This window comes from Sulfuriroseicoccus oceanibius (genome assembly GCF_010681825.2).
Classification (GTDB): Bacteria; Verrucomicrobiota; Verrucomicrobiia; order Verrucomicrobiales; family SLCJ01; genus Sulfuriroseicoccus; species Sulfuriroseicoccus oceanibius.
The window spans coordinates 2,703,638-2,717,678 of record NZ_CP066776.1 but is presented as its reverse complement, the minus strand read 5'-3'; the positions used below and the strand labels follow the sequence as shown (position 1 = coordinate 2,717,678).

Below are 14,041 nucleotides of genomic sequence, written 5' to 3'. Positions count from 1 at the left end.
CGGATGGCGGCTGGATATCAGCTCCTTATCTTTATCTTCTTCGTTATCCCGATTCTCCCTGCATCGATAAGGAGCCCGATAAGGATAAAGATAACGAGTGGGGCGCTGATGGTTGTGGGAATTCCGATTGGGATGGCGATACCGACAGCGAGTCCTCTCTGCATTGAGAACGAGCCAGATCAGGGGGGGCGGAGAATCTGCGGTCTTCTGCGAAATCTGCGGTTCCCCAAAAACGATTCACCGGTGGACTCCGTCATCAGCCCGGCTGGTCGCGTTTATACAAAATCAGCCCCGGTCGCGGGTGTGCGACCGGGGCTGGTGAATTTTGAACAGTTGCTCTGGTTTGAGCTTAGTCTTCGAAGCCGGTTTCACCGACTGGGAGCTCGACGACGGTCCATGGCAGGCCGTGGAGGTTGAGCTGGTCCATGAAGGCATCCGGATCGTTTTGCTCCATGTTCCAGACGCCTGGCTTGAGCCAGTCACCTTCGGTGAGCATTTTTGCGCCGATCATGGTTGGGACTCCGGTGGTGTAGGAGATGGCCTGGGAGCCGACTTCCTCGAAGCACTTTTCGTGGTCGCAGATGTTGTAGACGTAGATGGCTTTGTCCTGGCCGTCTTTCACGCCGCGCACGATGCAGCCGATGCAGGTTTTGCCCTGGGTGGTCTTGCCGAGGTCGCCTGGGTCTGGCAGCACTGCTTTGAGGAACTGCAGCGGGATGATCTCCTGGCCATTGTATTCGACTGGCTGGATCGAGGTCATGCCGACGTTCTGCAGCACTTCGAGGTGCTTGAGGTAGTTCTGCGAGAAGCTCATCCAGAACTGCGCCTTGCGGATGGTCGGGATGTGTTTGGTGATCGATTCCAGCTCCTCGTGGTACATGCGGTAGATGTCGTAGGTGCCGACGCCTTCTGGGCAGGTGAACTGCATGCTGCGCGACATGGCCGGGGTTTCGACAAACTTGCCACCCTGCCAGTGACGGCAATCTGCGGTGACTTCGCGGATGTTGATTTCCGGGTTGAAGTTGGTGGCGAATGCCTTGCCGTGGTCGCCTCCATTGACGTCGACGATGTCGAGGTAGTGGATTTCGTCGAAGTGGTGCTTGAGAGCCCAGGCGGTGAAGACATTGGTCACGCCTGGATCGAAGCCCGAACCGAGCAGTGCGCAGAGGCCGGCTTTTTCGAATTTCTCCTGGTAGGCCCACTGCCAGTGGTACTCGAACTTGGCTTCGTTTGGTGGTTCGTAGTTGGCGGTGTCCATGTAATGCACGCCGGCTTCGAGGCAGGCGTCCATGATCGGGAGGTCCTGATATGGCAGGGCGACGTTGATGACGAGGAATGGCTTCACCTCGTTGATCAGAGCAACGGTGGCTTCCACGTTGTCGGCGTCGACCTGGGCGGTGGCGACTTCCACGCCGGTGCGTTCTTTGACGCTGGCGGCGATGGCATCGCACTTCTCAACCGTGCGGCTGGCCAAGGTGATTTTGCCGAAGCTGCCGGCCATGGCGCACTTGTGGGTGACGACGCTGCCGACTCCGCCGGCGCCGATGATCAGGATGTCTTTCATAAAGAGGTTGGGGTTGGTCGTTTGATTGAGATACAGAGAACCCGCGCTGGCTAGCTGATCCATTGCTAACGGTAGCCCGGTGGTGGTTTGAGTAGGCTGGGTGGGTGTTCCCTACCACTCGCGTGATGGGAAACCTCAACCGAACCGTAACGAAAATCAAGCGATGGCGTGCGTTCCCCAATAGATCATTTTTGCTGTGGTCAGCGGGTTGATCTGCGGGCCAATGCGGCGGCGCGGCGGTAGTTCTCGCGGAAGCGTTTTACTAGGTTACGGCTGAGCTTCGACGTGTGGATCTTGTTGTCGTCGGCGAGGGTTTCGCTGATGCCGCCCACCGCGTTGGAGTAACTGGTGATCGAGACGTCGAAGAGCGCCTCGGTAGCCTGGTTGGGCTTGCCATTGCGTTGGATGGCGGTCATCGCTTCCTTGAGCTCGTCGTGGGAGTCGATGCACATCGCTTTGATGATGACGGCGATGGACGAGAAGGCATTACCGGTGAGGGCGGGGTCGTAGTTGAAACCGGCGGTGGCCTCGTAGGGCAGGGCCTCGGGATCGGTGAAGTGCTCGAGTTCCTTTTCGGTGTAGAGGTCGCGGCGGATCGGGAGGCGGCGCAGCGCGTTCTCGGTGGGGCCGTCCGGGCTGCCGACTTTTCCATTCCACAGCCGCTGGCCAGGTTTGCTGAGGCAGAACTCAATGAAGGCTTCGGCGAGCTCCGGGTTCGGGGCGCCTCGGAGGATGGCGACGGGGTCGACGCTGGCGGACGTGCCATTGCGTGGGGTGATGAAATGGACGCGTGACGAGCCGTCGAGGGTGGTGAGTTGTTCGGCGAGCGTGCGGCCGTAGAAGTCGATGCACATGCCGGCGGCTGCGTTGCCCTGTGCGACGTCGAGTGGAATTTTCGAGGCGCTGTCGGTGTAGTAGCGGGCGTTGGCACCGATGCGTTGGATGAGGTTGAGGGCGTTGGCCCAGCCGCGCTTGATGGCTTCCTGGCGGTCGCGCTCGGGGTGGACGGCGTCGGGGCTGACCTTGGCGGTTTCCTCCTGGATCTTTTGTTGGATCAGAGATTCGAAGGCTTTGTTGGCGGAGCCTGATTTGGTTGGGTCCGCCAGGGCGATTTTCCCGAAATAGCGAGGGTCCGCCAAATCGTCCCACGATTTTGGCGGGGATTCGATACCGAGTGCGGCGAGTGAGTCGCTGTTGTAGACGATTCCGAACGAAGAGATGCATGTGCCGATCCAGAGTCCGTGTGGATCGTAGAAGGTTTCGCCGGTGAAGCTGTGGGGGATGATGCCGCTGAGCAGGAGTTCCAACTCACGCTGGATGGCTTGGGACGGGGCGAGGTGGCCGGCGGCTGCCTGGCGTTTGAAGTCGTAGGCGCCACCGCCGAACATGAGGTCGATTCCGATGCCGCGGCGGCCGGATTCGCTGGCGTACTCGAACTCGCTCTCCAGCACGCGGCGGATTTCCGATGTACCGCCGGGAGTGCGCCAGTCGATGTAGACTTTTTTGCCCAGGTTGGCTTCGGCCCACTTACGGAATGCGCGGTCGAACTCATCGCGGATGGTCGCGTTGTGCGGGCTGATGATGACGAGAGTTTCGTCCGCGCTGTCCTGGTTGCCCGACGACTTCGGGCGCAGCACAAATGGCGTGAGCAACGTGACGATGAGCGCCACCCCAACCGCGATAATCCGTGTGGTGAGTGGCGAGCGGGTCATGACGCGCTGACGGGTGGGTGAGGTTGAACGCTGCGGTTGCGCAGGATCACGACGTCGTTTGGTTCGGCGTGTGCGTAGAGAAACTCCTGGCTGGCGGTGCGCAGTTCGTGTGGGTTGAGTTCCGACACGCGGATGATGTCGCCGGTTTTCGAGCGCAGTTGGTACTGGGCGATTTCGCCGAGGTACATCGACGAGGTGATGTTCACCGGGAGTGTGTTTTTAAACGAAGGATCATCACGCAGGACGAAGGCTTCGGGGCGGATGGCGACGGTGGCTTGTTCGCCGCGTTCCGGGGTCCAGCCCATTTCGCTGATGCGGCCTTCGAAGTCACCGCCTGGGGTGGAGACCAGCGCGGTGTCACCGTAGGTGTATTCGATGTAGCCGGTGAGGAAGTTGGTTTCGCCGATGAACGAGGCGACGCTTGAGCTGACCGGGCGGCGGTAGATTTCCTTGGGCGTGCCGACTTGGGCGACCTGGCCGTGCTCGATAATAGCCATGCGGTCGGCCACGGCGATGGCTTCCTTTTTGTCGTGGGTGACGTAGATCGCGGTGAACTCGAACTCCTTGCAGATGCGGCGGATCTCGTTGCGCATGTCCATGCGGAGGCCGGCATCGAGGTTGGAGAGTGGTTCGTCGAGCAGCAGACACTGCGGGCGAACGACCAGCGAGCGGGCCAGAGCGACGCGTTGTTGCTGGCCGCCGGAGAGTTCGTGGATCTTGCGGGTGGCGAGGTCCTGCATGCGGACGATGCGCAGGGCTTCGAGCACGCGTTCTTCGATCTCGGATTTGGGCAGCTTGCGCTCTTCCAAGCCGAAGGCCACGTTGTGCGCCACGTTCATGTGCGGCCACAGCGCGTAGCTTTGGAACATCATCGCCGTGTTGCGCTTGTGCGCGGGCACTTTGGTGACGTCCTTGTGGTTGAAATGGATGCTTCCGGCGTCGGGCTCGTAAAAGCCGGCAATGGAGCGCAACAGCGTGGTTTTCCCGCAGCCGGACGGGCCGAGCAGGAAGAACAATTCCCCCGGCACGATATCGAGGTTGATGCCGTTGAGCACGTAGGTATTGCCGAAGCTTTTTTTGAGGTCGCGGATGGAGACGTGGATCATGGACGGCGGAGATGTGAACCTCGGATGTTTGCGTTGTTGGGTATAGCAAGATCGCCGCCGCAGGAAAAGATATCCGCCGGATTTTGTTATGGGGCGGCTGGTGGTGCGTGGCGCTGAGTAGGTAGCAGTCGCATCACTTTACGTGTGTTCTGCAATTCCAGACCGGGAAGTTCTGCGACGAGTTCGAAAGTTTGCGGGTCGTCGAGGAGGGAGAAGATCTCATCGAAGTGGAGCCGGGCGTAGGCTTCCTGACCGAAATCGACGTAGAGCGGTTTGCCGGTTTCGCGGGCTTCGGCGATGAGGTCGTGGATGCGGTGTTGTTGTTGCGGGTCGTCGAGGCGGTGGAGTTTCGGGTCGTAGGTGTTGTTTTCCTGGTGGAACCCGATGGTGATGACCTGGTCGATATCCGGGTGGAATGGGTTGGTCACCTCGCTGCGGTAGAGTTCGAAGGCATCGCGTGTGGGCTCGATCGGGTGGTTGCGGGTGACGTTGCGCTGTGCCGAAGTGAGTGAGCTGAACGCCCAGATCACAAGCAGGGCCGAGCCAATGGCGACGAGTCCGCCCGCGCGGCGGTTGCCCAGTGGACGGGCTGCGTAGTCGGCACCCAGAGCGATGAGCATTGGCACGATGGGAATGGTGCCGATGATGTACCACGGGTAGAATGCGGTTTGTTGAACCGCGGCCTGTGCCAGGAATGCGGCGGGTGGGATCAGGAAAACGGGAAGCAACAACCAGGCGTGGGTGCGCTTGAGCGCGAGGCGCACGATGCCGGCTAGCAGGGCCAGCGCCACGGGGATCGCAACGACGAGGAAGGCGGCCAGGCTGTCGTTGATGTCATCTTTTAACGCGACGGACAATGGGTTGCCAGAATCCCATAGGCGCCAGTGGGTGCCGGTGAAGAAAAGCGAGATGCTGTCGGCTGTGAGGCGTGGGTTGAGGGTCTGCAGGTCGCGGTCTTCAGCCAGGTAGTTTTGCAACTGAGGCAGCGTGGGTGACATGACGAAGATGATGAACGCGCTCATCAGGAGCCCGGCGGAGACGAGGCGGCCGGTCATGGCCAGACGGGTGCCGCGGAAGCGGGGGGAGAACCACAGGACCAGTGCCCCCGTGCCGAAGAGCGTGACCGCGGTGTAGAGCGCGACCGGATAGGTCCACAACAAACAGAATGTGGCCGCGGAGAACGCCAGCCACCAACGCCAGCGCCCGCATTGCAGCGCACGGACCAGGAAAAGCGTGGCGAGCAGGGTGAAGAAAATCACCATGGCATAGCCGCGGGCCTCTACCAGATAGCGCAGGAACCACGGGTGCAATGCGGTGAGCGGCATGGCAAAAACCGCCGCGCGCTGGAAGCCCAGCGTGGTGAGTAGCGCGCCGACCAGTGCGATGGATCCGAGCCCCGCAAGAAACGACGGGAGGCGTAAGCGCCACTCGCTGAAGTACATGGCGTCGGGCTCGGTGGGCTTCACGTTATGGCCGCTGTGGCTGAGCTTGGCCGCCGCGCTGAAGAGGATGTGGTTGTTGGGAAGGCGGTAGTTGAAGAATGTGTCGCTCCAAGTGGCTTCTTTGAACTTCCATTCGTTGGTTTTGGAATGCTGGTAGAGCTTGCCGACGATGAACATGCGCATCGCCTTGGCTTCGTCGTCCCACAGGCTTTGGCTCAAGCGCTGGTAGTTGGTGGCCGCGGTGATGGCGATGGTGAGGACGCCTACGGCGATGGTGAAGCGTTTTTGCGAGCGCGGGAGGGAAGGTTTGCTGTCGTTGATCGGTTGGGCCGGGCGACAGAGCCACGGGGAGGCGACCAAGGCGAGCAAGGCGATGCCCCCGCCGATGAGTGCGCCTTGCCACAGTCCGCTGGCGATGTAGTGCTCGACCTTTACCTTTTTGCCGGCTGCTTCCGCTGCGGCGATGCCGGCCTCCACCGGATCCGGCCCGAAGATCAACCAGGCGCCGAAGAAGATCAGTGCGACGAGTGAGGCGATGCGGAATTTGGTGAGTGCTGACATGGAGTGGCCGCACCCTCACTCAGAGGGGCGGGGGGTGTCAAGGAGGGGCGATATCTCGAAACCGAGGATTACGCCGTCGGTATCGGTATCGATATCCCAATCGCCCGTGGCTTCGCTCTCTCCAGTGAGGGGGCACATGCCATTCCTCCTCGTGGAGTGCGGCGCCCTGACTACTGAACTCATATCGTGCCGTGCCTGATTGTCGCTGAAGGCGACTCGTTATATGAGCCTGGGGACGCAGTCCCTTGGTTGGTGGTGAGGCCAGCTTGATATTGGGATGGTGCTCCGGCGCATGCATTGTGGCCGTCGGGCACTTCGATCGTCCTGATGGCGTTGCAGGCTCGGCCATCGTTTTTTTGTCGAGGCACCTGGGGTGGCGCTCGCTTGAGGCTCGCTGACCCCAGGCTGCTATGAATCTCGCCGTCGGCGAGGTGCTGAGTTCAGCGGCGGATCGGCAGAACGGCAGAGCGGCAGAACGACGGATCGGACGGATCGGACGGATCGGACGGATCGGACGGATCGGACGGATCGGTGCGCGCGTGCCGAGATGTTCCTGAAAGGAACCGGGGGCGAAGCCCAATGGCTTTAGCCTTGGGAATAGAGGGAGTCTGGACAACAGATCCACTCTGACAGGGTGGGGGAACGGCGGTGTGCGCTACCACCTTTGCGGGACGCGCGTGCGGCCCCTCTCTACTTCCTACCCGCTACTTGTATGGCTGGAAGGTATTGATCTTCACCTTCACCTTCTTGTTGAAGCGTTTGGGGAGGCTGCGGTGTTTTTTGATGAAGTCGGTAGGGTCCCAGTAGATGGAGAAGTCGCGCTTGTACTTGGTGCGGTGCATGCCAACGTAGATGTTCTTGCGCACTTCGAAATGGAGGTGGGCCAGGTACATGCCGCGGTTGGTCCCGATGGTGCCGATTTTCTGTCCGCGTTCGACGTGTTGGCCTTTCTTGACCATGATTTTGTCGAGGTGGGTATAGAACGAGTCGACCACCTTGATGCGCCCGGATGGGGGGTCCTGGTAGGCGTGGCGGATAATGACGGTGTTGCCCCAGCCTTTGCGCATGTCGCCAGAGAGGACGACGTAGCCTACGCCGATGGAATAGACAGGGTCGCCGAGGTCGGTATTGCCACCACCGACGCCGTTCCAGTCGTCGCCGAGGTGACCGTTGGGCCAGAATCCACGGGCTTTGCGGTAACCTTTGGCGTCCGGTGGGCCAACGGGATAGTCAAAGCCATCGGCGAGGGGGAGGCGGACGATATTTTCTTCCGCCTGAGCGATGGTTGGAGATGCCAGCAGGGCGCACAGTGCGCCACAGAGCACGACGAGCCACGCCCGGAGGGTCACGGATTGGTGGCTGGGCAGGGGCCTGATGGCTGGCGTGGGCATGCGGAACTGGGATCGATCAACAAGGGAGGTACGACTGCGCGCCCGCCCATGGGTATCCCATTAAGCTGCCACAGAGTTGCCGTAGGTAAAATACCAAATCAGCGCGGCGGCCCCCATAGCGAAGCAGTAGTACCCAAAATAGCCTAGTTTTCCTTTGCGAACGGCGGCCAACACAAGGTACACGGCGAAAAGCCCTGAGAGGAAGGAGGCGACGCCGCCGATGGCGAAATTGACCAGCTGGTCGGATGGCAGGTTGCTGAGGTCTTTCAAGCTGAAGACCATGCCGCCCATGATGGCGGGAATGGCGAGCAGGAACGAGAACTCGGCCGCGCGGTCGGCGCGGATGCCGGAGGTAATGGCGGCCACGATGGTCGAGCCGGAGCGCGAGATGCCGGGCAGGATGGCAAAGGCCTGAGCGATGCCGACGATCACCGAGCGCTTGCCGGTGACGACGCCTTCGCGTGGCTTGAGTCGCTGTGGGATCTGCAAAATCACACCGGTGAGCAGGAGCATCGCGCCTGCCAGCGGGAAGCTGGTGAGGATCTCATCCAGTTGGCCGCCGAATAGCGACTTGTCGAGCAGAACGAGAATCACTGCAGGCAGCGTGCCAAGGAAGAGGAAGAAGATCATGCGGTGCTCCTCTTTCTTGCGCTTGTCGAAGAGCGAAAAGAACAAAGCGAGGAGGCGCTTGTGGAAATAGACGATGACCGAAAGCGCGGTGCCGAAGTGGACGACCACGTTGAAGGCGAGCTGCAGGTTGCTTTCTTCGCCTAGAGATGTGTTGAGCCATTCTTCGGCGAGCACGAGGTGGCCGGAGGACGAGACGGGGAGGAATTCGGTGAGGCCTTGGATGATGCCGAGGATGATGGCGTGGATGAGTTCCATGATTGGGGGATTGCTGAGTGCGGAGGGTGGGGAGGCGGATTAGACGGCGTCCGGGCCGGTTTCGCCGGTGCGGATGCGGACGATGGTATCGAGTGGGGTCACGAAGATTTTGCCGTCGCCGATTTTTCCAGTCAGCGCGGCATCCATGATGGCGGTGACGACGGAGTCGACGAGATCATCGTCGACGACGATTTCCAACTTGGTTTTCGGCACGAAATCGGTGGCATATTCACTGCCGCGGTAGACTTCGCTGTGGCCTTGCTGGCGGCCGAAGCCTTTGACCTCGGTCAGAGTCATGCCAATGACGCCAGCCTCCTCTAGAGCTTCCTTCACTTCGTCGACTTTGAAGGGTTTGATGATGGCTTCGATTCGTTTCATGACGTGGCAAATCTGAGCGCTGACCGAGTGAGCGCAAGCCATTTTATGCGTTGATTTCCACGGGCGAATAGGGCAGGGGTAACAGGCTGCGAAGCGACTGGCGGCGGGAGTGAGTCCCGGGCGCACGACATTGATTTTTCCGAATGGACCGCCACTACCGAAAGTTTGCCCGCCGGATCTACCGGTATTTCCGCCATCCCAAGCGGCGAAAACAAGCGGGGATCCTCGGTTGGATCGGTGGCCGTGTGTTTGACCGCAGCCTGTGGGTGCCGGCTCGCGAGCCGATGATCGGAGCGTTGGCGTGTGGTCTTGCGGTGGCGATGTTGCCGCCTGTGATTGTTTCCCAGATGGTGGTGGCCGCGCTGATCTGCGTGTGGCGCCGCTGGAACATACCAGTGGCTGTGGGCTGTTGTTGGTTGAGTAATCCGGTGACGTGGGTGCCACAGGTGCTGATGCAGGTGCGGCTGGGGCGCATGTTGCTACAGACCGAGACCGAGGCCTTGCCTGCGAAACCGGTAGCGGGCTTGTCGCCGGAGACGATTTTGGATTGGGCGCGCACGCATGCGCTGGAGTACTCGGTGGGGATTGTGCTTTCGATGCTCATTTGCGCTGTGGTCGGCTGGTTGGCGGGATCGGCGCTGTGGTATTTGTTCGGGCACTATGTGAAGGTGCCTCACCGTGTGCCGCGGCGACCGGATGCCGAGGGGACCAAAGGTGCCAACTGACCGGCGCTCGGGCGGCAGGACTTTGCCGATCTCGTGGTGACGGCAGCCGGATCCTCCCGCCAGTATGAAAAAGCGTTTGCGAAGCCTAGGGGCGCAATTACAGTCATTTCGAGCGAGCCGCCAGGCGCTTCGCCTGCGGTGAGTCCAACACTTATCCCACATACCATGGCTGAAAAAGAAGACCGTTACGAAGACAACGTGGCCGGAGAATTCTACGTCGACGACCAGTGCATCGACTGCGACCTCTGCCGCGAGACCGCCCCGAACAACTTCACCCGTAACGATGACGGCGGGCATTCGTTCGTCTACAAGCAGCCGGAAAATGACGAGGAGCGCGAGCTCTGCGTCGAGGCAATGGAAGGTTGCCCGGTCGAAGCCATCGGCGACGACGGTGAGTAAGCATCATTGCTGACCCAGATTTTCCATCGTTGGCGCCGGGACGCGGTCCCGCTGCCGGCGGTGGATTTTTTGTGTCGGGAGCAAGCGGACGTGAAAATCCGCTTGCGTGCGCTGACGGATCGGTGACTCAATGACCGTGGCTATGAAACCGAAGTGGGACAAAAAGTGGAAAGCAAAGGAAGTGCGGGCGAAGGCACTCTCCGAGTGGCGGGGGTATGCCGAGCCGCGCTCGATCGAGACCAATCTGCGCCCCGCCGGTGACCTCGTGCGGGTGGTGATGCAGAAGATGAACCTCTCCGACCAAATGGACGAGGAGGAGGTGAAGGGAGCCTGGGCAGAGGTGGCCGGACCGTTTTTGGCGCAGCAGTCGTTTCCCGATAGTTTGCGCGCGGGGATTTTGAAAGTGCGTGTGATCCAGCCGACGGTGAAGTTCACGCTGGAGCGGGAATTGAAGCCGCAGTTGTTGCAGCGATTGCAGCAGAAGCTGGGTGCCCAGGTGGTGCGCGACCTGAAGTTCTTTATCGGGTAGGCGAAGGGAGCCCGGGCTGGCGAGGCGTGGGGTGATATCTCCCACAGATTTCAGGATTGGGGGGGGATTCCCACCTGAGTGGGTGATGGGGCGAGACAGATAGTGGAATACCTCACCTCGTTGCGGTTGGTCTGCGGCGCTGGTAAACCGTCCCTGCGGGACGAGGTATGATGTTGGTCGGAAGACCTGCGGTTGAAACCGCAGGCTAGCCGGTAACGCGTCGCATTGCGACGGGGGGGGAGACCGCAAATTGTTGCCTTGAGCGCATCTGTGAAGATCTGCGCCCATCTGTGGCCCAGACCGCAAAGCGTTGCCTTGACCCTATCTGTGGGAATCTGCGTCCATCTGTGGCCGGTGCCGGTTTGATAAAACAAAAATCGGCGCCTCCGGAGGGTGATCCGGAGGCGCCGACTGTGCTTGATCTTGCGATCAAAATCTGAGGCAGGCGTTAGACGGTGCCGTAGATGGTCTTGCCGGTGGAGAGCAGGTCGTCGCATGCTTCCACGAGGCGGGCGCAGAGGCTGTTTTCTGCCTTCTTGAGGTAGGTACGTGGGTCGTAGACCTTCTTGTTTCCGACTTCGCCGTCGATCTTGAGGATGCCTTCGATGTTTTCGCAGACGTGGGTGACGATCGGGCGGGTGAATGCGTACTGGGTGTCGGTGTCGATGTTCATCTTGACCACGCCGTAGCCGAGGGTTTCGCGGATGTCGGAGAGTTCCGATCCGGATCCGCCGTGGAACACGAGGTCCATTTCAGCTTCTTCGCCGTACTTCTCCATCACAGCCTTCTGGCCGTCGCGAAGGATGGTTGGCTTGAGCTTGACCGATCCTGGCTTGTAGGCGCCGTGGACGTTGCCGAAGGTAGCGGCGAACATGAAGCGGCCAACGCCGTTGAGGGTCTCGTACACCTGAAGCATGTCTTCGGTCGAGGTGTAGAGCTTTTCGGCTGGAAGGCCGGAGGTGTCGTGACCGTCTTCCTCACCACCGACGCAGCCGGCTTCGATTTCGAGGATGATGTCGAGCTCGGCGCACTCAGCGAGGAGTTCTTTCGAGATCTTGAGGTTCTCGTCCAGGTCGACGACCGATCCGTCGAACATGTGCGAGTTGAAAAGTGGGCCTTTACCTTCTGCCTTGCGAGCGCGGGATGCGTCGAGCAATGGGCGGAGGAACGAGTCGACCTTCTGTGGGTGGCAGTGGTCGGTGTGGAGACCAACGAGAATGTCGTACTTCTCAGCGAGGCGGTGAACCGCTTCGGCAAGAACGATGGCGCCGAATGCTTCGTCGGCCACAGCGGTACCGGATGCGAAGCTACCACCACCGGTGGAAACCTGGATGATGCCGTCGGACTTGGCTTCTGCGAATGCCTTGAGTGCACCGCTGGCGGTCGCGAGCGAGGTGATGTTAATCGCTGGATAGGCGTATCCACCCTTCTGGGCGGCGTCCAACATGGCGGCGTACTGTTTAGGCGTAGCTACTGGCATGGTGATAGATGAGTTGTTTGTTTGTCTGGCCGCGGATGGTCTCTGCAAGCCAGGTCAGACCGTTGAGGTGGTCGGCCCAAGGTTCCCTTGGATTGGCTTGGATGCAAGTGTCGGCTGTGATGCATTGCCCCTTGGTGGCAATCCGCAGCGGGATCTCCGGATTTTGCCTTATTGAATTGTTGGCGTGGATTGGGCTCCGTGCCGCAGTGGAGGCGTGGTGGTAGATGACGGGACTGTGCGTAGATTCCTATGGACGGCGGCGGGTGGATGTCAGATGGTTCCGGCATGATTAGGAATCAGGATATGTTTGGCGGCTTGGGCCGCGTGATGGCAGGATGTGCCGCGTTGGTGATGTTGAGCGGTGGTGCATTGGCCAAGGACTCGATGGACGATCTGCTGAAGAAAGTGGAGGGCGGTGATGCTGCGGCGCAGTTTGAGGTGGGTGAACGTTACCTCACTGGTGATGGCGTGGACGCCTCGCCGAACGAAGCTGCGGATTGGTATTTGAAAGCGGCGGAGCAGGGGAATGTGCGGGCTATGTCGCGTCTCGGCAGTTTGCTGGTGCAGTTTGGTGAAAGTGCGCAGGTGCTTAACGACGGCGTGCAGTGGTTGGAGAAGGCGGTAGCGAAGGGTGATGTCGAGGGAATGGTGGCGTTGGCCAAGGTGGAGTTTGCTGGCAAGCGTCCTGGATCCAGCGGTCCGGACTACGAGCGCATCCTCAAGTTACTCAATGACGCCGATGCCAAGGGCTCGACCGAGGCACCGGTGCTGCTGGGCGGCATGTACGCCGAGGGACGTGGCGTGGAGAAAGACGTGGCGAAAGCGCGGGCGTTGTTTGAGCGTGGAGTCGACTCCGGATCGGTGGAAGCGATGCTCGCTCTGGCGGCGGTTTACCGTCAGGGGCTGGGGGTGGAGGAAGACTCCGCCAAAGTGATCGAGCTTTACAAACAAGCGGTCGACGCTGGCAGCGGCGTGGCATGCCGACGGTTGGCGGTGGCTGCTTTGTCTGGCTACGGCATGGAGAAGTCGCCCGAGGAAGCCTACAAGTGGTTCCAGAAGGGCGCCGAGTTGAACGACGCGCACAGCATGCGCCAAGTCGCCCGTTATCAGATGGCAAAAGCGACCGATGACGAGGGGCGGAAGGGTGCATTTGAAATGGTGCGCAAAGCGGCTGATCTAGGGGATCCGGCGGCGCTTTACGACCTGGCGGCATTTTATGACGAAGGAATTGCCACCAAGAAAGACCAGCGACGTGCCTCAGAGTTGATCTATGCCGCGGCGGTGAATGGTGTGATCCCGGCGCAAGTCGAGATGGGAGCTCGCTATCGTGAAGGCGTTGGCGTGATGGTGCGTGACTTTGTGGCAGCTGCCGCGTGGTTCAGTCAGGCGGCTGGTGCGGGATCTGGCGAGGCAATGTATTTCCTCGGAGTGATGCACGAGTCGGGCGAAGGTGTGGCGGTCCAGCCGCAGCGGGCGGTGGAGTTTTACAAGCAGGCGATTGCCCGTGGCGTGACCGATGCGCATTCCCGCTTGGGGGCGATGTTGATTGATGGTCGTGGTGTGAAAGCGGATCCGGCCCGTGCCTACGCGCACTTCTTGATCGGTGCGGCATCGCGTCGTGATGGTCAGGAGCTGATTCAGCGGGTCGAGGCGCAACTGACGCCCGAGCAAAGAGAGGCAGGTCGGGCGCTGGTGCCTGAGTTGCAGAAGCTCGGTGGCTCAATGAAGGGCGGCGAGGACCAATAACCGAGAACCCTTGTGGTTCATTGATCGATTCAGCGCGGCGTCTTCCGACACGGGAGGCGCCGCTTGTTTTTTGTTTCGGGTGGCCCGGGGAGATCGGGGTGGTCCATCCTTGCTTCTGCGGGG

Annotated in this window: 12 protein-coding genes; 4 read left to right on the top strand and 8 right to left on the bottom strand. The window is 60.5% G+C overall.

The window, feature by feature from the left end; genetic code table 11:
- Window positions 1-349: 349 nt before the first annotated feature.
- The 7 genes from G3M56_RS10980 to G3M56_RS10950 form a co-directional block, all read right to left on the bottom strand.
- Window positions 350-1,564, bottom strand: coding sequence for a saccharopine dehydrogenase family protein (locus G3M56_RS10980; RefSeq protein ID WP_164365616.1), 1,215 nt, complete (start codon window positions 1,562-1,564; stop codon window positions 350-352).
- A 200-nt stretch (window positions 1,565-1,764) separates the two neighbouring features.
- On the bottom strand, window positions 1,765-3,276 hold the full coding sequence (locus G3M56_RS10975; protein WP_164365615.1) for an ABC transporter substrate-binding protein: 1,512 nt from the start codon (window positions 3,274-3,276) through the stop codon (window positions 1,765-1,767).
- Window positions 3,273-4,382 carry an ABC transporter ATP-binding protein gene (locus G3M56_RS10970; protein WP_164365614.1) on the bottom strand — a complete coding sequence of 370 codons (1,110 nt, stop codon included), beginning with the start codon at window positions 4,380-4,382 and terminating at the stop codon, window positions 3,273-3,275. Before G3M56_RS10970 ends, G3M56_RS10975 begins: the two co-directional genes overlap by 4 nt.
- A gap of 86 nt (window positions 4,383-4,468) precedes the next feature.
- Window positions 4,469-6,385 (bottom strand): glycosyltransferase family 39 protein, encoded by a 1,917-nt coding sequence (locus G3M56_RS10965; protein ID WP_164365613.1) that lies wholly within the window; start codon window positions 6,383-6,385, stop codon window positions 4,469-4,471.
- A gap of 704 nt (window positions 6,386-7,089) precedes the next feature.
- On the bottom strand, window positions 7,090-7,776 hold the full coding sequence (locus G3M56_RS10960) for a murein hydrolase activator EnvC family protein (protein ID WP_164365612.1): 687 nt from the start codon (window positions 7,774-7,776) through the stop codon (window positions 7,090-7,092).
- 60 nt (window positions 7,777-7,836) lie between these two features.
- Window positions 7,837-8,661 (bottom strand): undecaprenyl-diphosphate phosphatase, encoded by an 825-nt coding sequence (locus tag G3M56_RS10955; protein ID WP_164365611.1) that lies wholly within the window; start codon window positions 8,659-8,661, stop codon window positions 7,837-7,839.
- A 39-nt stretch (window positions 8,662-8,700) separates the two neighbouring features.
- A complete protein-coding gene (locus G3M56_RS10950) occupies window positions 8,701-9,039 on the bottom strand; it encodes a P-II family nitrogen regulator (RefSeq protein WP_164365610.1) in 339 nt (112 codons plus the stop codon).
- Window positions 9,040-9,182: 143 nt separating this feature from the next.
- Between G3M56_RS10950 and G3M56_RS10945 the strand changes: the two genes are divergently transcribed.
- The 3 genes from G3M56_RS10945 to G3M56_RS10935 all read left to right on the top strand — a co-directional run bounded on the left by G3M56_RS10945 (window position 9,183) and on the right by G3M56_RS10935 (window position 10,692).
- Entirely contained in the window at window positions 9,183-9,764 is a 582-nt protein-coding gene (locus G3M56_RS10945) for a DUF2062 domain-containing protein (RefSeq protein WP_164365609.1), read from the top strand.
- 165 nt (window positions 9,765-9,929) lie between these two features.
- Window positions 9,930-10,163 (top strand): ferredoxin, encoded by a 234-nt coding sequence (locus G3M56_RS10940; RefSeq protein WP_164365608.1) that lies wholly within the window; start codon window positions 9,930-9,932, stop codon window positions 10,161-10,163.
- Window positions 10,164-10,305: 142 nt separating this feature from the next.
- Entirely contained in the window at window positions 10,306-10,692 is a 387-nt protein-coding gene (locus G3M56_RS10935) for a DciA family protein (RefSeq protein WP_235203398.1), read from the top strand.
- Window positions 10,693-11,140: 448 nt separating this feature from the next.
- Here G3M56_RS10935 and fbaA read toward each other — a convergent pair whose 3' ends face one another.
- Window positions 11,141-12,172: a class II fructose-bisphosphate aldolase gene (fbaA, locus tag G3M56_RS10930; RefSeq protein ID WP_164365606.1), complete on the bottom strand. Its 1,032-nt coding sequence runs from the start codon at window positions 12,170-12,172 to the stop codon at window positions 11,141-11,143.
- 285 nt (window positions 12,173-12,457) lie between these two features.
- Between fbaA and G3M56_RS10925 the strand changes: the two genes are divergently transcribed.
- Window positions 12,458-13,918 (top strand): tetratricopeptide repeat protein, encoded by a 1,461-nt coding sequence (locus G3M56_RS10925; RefSeq protein ID WP_164365605.1) that lies wholly within the window; start codon window positions 12,458-12,460, stop codon window positions 13,916-13,918.
- The last annotated feature ends 123 nt before the right edge of the window (window positions 13,919-14,041 follow it).